Genomic DNA, 2,441 nt, shown 5'->3' on the forward strand with positions numbered 1-2,441 from the left:
GGATTATAAGGATGGCCGACCACTAGCCTTTCCGGGTGCTTCATCGCCGTCTGCATTTCGGAGGGCAGAATGCCCGAAGTCGAAGAGCCGACGATGGCATCGACAGCCGCGTGTTTGTCGATTTCCGCCAGCACCTTGTGCTTCAGGTCGATCCGCTCCGGCACGCTTTCCTGGATGAAGTCAGCGCCGGCGACGGCCTGTTCGATCGACTTGGCGAAAGTCAGCTTACCTTCCTTCGGCAAACCACCCGGCACCATTGTCTTATAGGCGCGGCGTGAATTCTTCATCACCTCGCTGACCTTGCGCTCGGCTTCCGGATCCGGATCGAAGATCGACACATCAATGCCATTGAGAAGGAGGCGGGCTACCCAGCCCGCACCGATAACACCGCCACCGATTGCCGCGGCCTTGCGAATACCTGCCATGATTTCTTACCAGCCCTTCGTCAATTTCATGCGCTCGCGGACTTCGTTCGGTCCGAGAATGCGAGCGCCCATGCCTTCAGCAACCTTTACGGCGCGTTCGACCAACGGGCCATTGGTGGCAAGAACGCCCTTGTCGAGCCAGATATTGTCTTCGAGGCCGACGCGGATATTGCCGCCTGCAAGCATCGCCATTGCCGCATAGGGCATCTGGTTGCGGCCGATCGAGAAGGCCGAGAAGGTCCAGTTCGACGGCAGGTTGTTCGTCAGCGCGAGCAGCGTGTTGATATCATCCGGGGCACCCCACGGAATGCCCATGCAAAGCTGCACCATGACCGGATCTTCAAGCAATTTCTGATCGTAAAGCCACTTGGCCAGAAGCAGGTGGCCCGTATCGAAGATTTCCACTTCTGGCCGCACACCAAGCGCCTTGATCTGGGCCGCCATGGCTTTGAGCATGGCAGGCGTGTTGGTCATGACATAATCGCCTTCGCCGAAATTCATCGTGCCGCAATCGAGCGTGCAGATCTCTGGGCGCAGCTTTGCCACGTGTTCAAGGCGTTCCGTGGCACCAGCCATATCCGTGCCGTTGGCCGAAGGCGGCATCGGCTGCTCGACGCTGCCGAGCGTAAGATCACCGCCCATGCCGGCGGTGAGGTTCAGGACCATATCAACGCCTGATGCCTTGATGTACTCGACGACCTCCGCATAGAGCGCGACATCGCGCGAACCCTTGCCCGTCTTGGGGTCACGGACGTGAATATGCGCGATGGCTGCGCCAGCATTGGCTGCTGCGATACACTCATCGGCGATCTGGCGCGGGGTGACCGGAACCTTGTCGGAACGGCCTGTGGTATCGCCCGCACCGGTCACGGCGCAGGTGATGAATACTTCGCGATTGGGGGTAAGTCCCATTGTAAAGCTCCCATGTTCTTGTTGACCTGATCATGCCCCGATTGCCAAGCGATGCTTTGCAATATACGAATAGGAATTGATGAATAGCGAAACATCGCCACTCTTTTTGCCGAGTTCCAAACCGCTGCACGTAACCGTTGTGGTTTTCAGCGGCGCCTCGCTCATGTGCGTGGCTTCAACAATCGATCCAATGCGTGCTGCGAATCGCGTGTCAGGTGCAAATCTGTTCAACTGGCGAATTGTATCACTGGACGGCGAACCGACAATGACTACATGTGGTCTGCCGATTGCTGTATTCGGTTCATTCGATGCATCAGAAAAAGGCGATATGTTATTGGTTGTTGGAGGTTTTGGCACATCCGACATTGCGCGCACGACCTTCACGGCTAATTTGCGGCGTGCTGTGCACAATTATCAGATGATTGGCGGCATCGAGGCCGGTTCCTGGCTGCTCGGACGGGCGGGCCTGCTTTCAGGGCGTAAGGCGACAACGCATTGGGAGGACATGGAGGAATTTACGGCCGAATTTCCAGATGCGGATATCCGGCCAGACCGCTACGTCATCGATGGGCCGGTTTTCACGAGCGGCGGCGCCTCGCCAACCTTCGATCTCATGCTGCATCTGATCCGGTCGCGCTATGGCATGTCAGTCGCGCTCGATGTGGCCAGTGTGTTCATCTATGACGGGACACATGCCTCCAACGATGCGCAGCCGCTGGTATCGCTGGGACGGCTAGACGATGTGCATCCGAAGCTCGCGGGCGCTATTCGCTTGATGGAGCGCCATATCGAACAGCCGTTGACCATCGGCGCCATTGCCAAGCGCTCTGGCCTGAGTGCCCGAAGCCTCGAGAAGATCTTTGCCAAGGCTGTCGGCGAGGGGCCGGGCAGGTACTACCTGCGGCTACGACTGAAAGTTGCGCGGCGCTTGATTACCGATACGAAATCGCCGCTGGCAGATATCGCCGCGCGCACAGGGTTTTCATCGGCATCGGCCTTCACCAGAACCTTCCGCAATTTCGAAGGCAAGCCGCCAAGCGCTTTCCGGGCTGTTCATTGAGCGTCGCTTTTGACAAAGCAGCATTACGGACTTCATGTTTCAAC

The 2,441-nt window shown here is 57.8% G+C and carries 3 protein-coding genes; 1 reads left to right on the forward strand and 2 read right to left on the reverse strand.

The annotated features are described in order from the left end of the window. Positions 1-425 (reverse strand): 3-hydroxyacyl-CoA dehydrogenase NAD-binding domain-containing protein (locus tag ACXJ5O_RS24425; protein ID WP_457302166.1); only part of this gene is annotated, 425 nt, incomplete at its 3' end. A gap of 6 nt (positions 426-431) precedes the next feature. Then, positions 432-1,337: a 3-keto-5-aminohexanoate cleavage protein gene (locus ACXJ5O_RS24430; RefSeq protein ID WP_457302167.1), complete on the reverse strand. Its 906-nt coding sequence runs from the start codon at positions 1,335-1,337 to the stop codon at positions 432-434. Positions 1,338-1,413: 76 nt separating this feature from the next. Between ACXJ5O_RS24430 and ACXJ5O_RS24435 the strand changes: the two genes are divergently transcribed. Beyond that, on the forward strand, positions 1,414-2,397 hold the full coding sequence (locus ACXJ5O_RS24435; RefSeq protein WP_457302168.1) for a GlxA family transcriptional regulator: 984 nt from the start codon (positions 1,414-1,416) through the stop codon (positions 2,395-2,397). Positions 2,398-2,441: the final 44 nt, after the last annotated feature.

It is taken from the genome of Phyllobacterium sp. P5_D12 (assembly GCF_054049495.1).

Coding starts and splice junctions, on each gene's coding strand:
- ACXJ5O_RS24430 (WP_457302167.1), bottom strand. CDS start 1,337: ATGGGACTTACCCCCAATCGCGAAGTATTCATCACCTGCGCCGTGACC.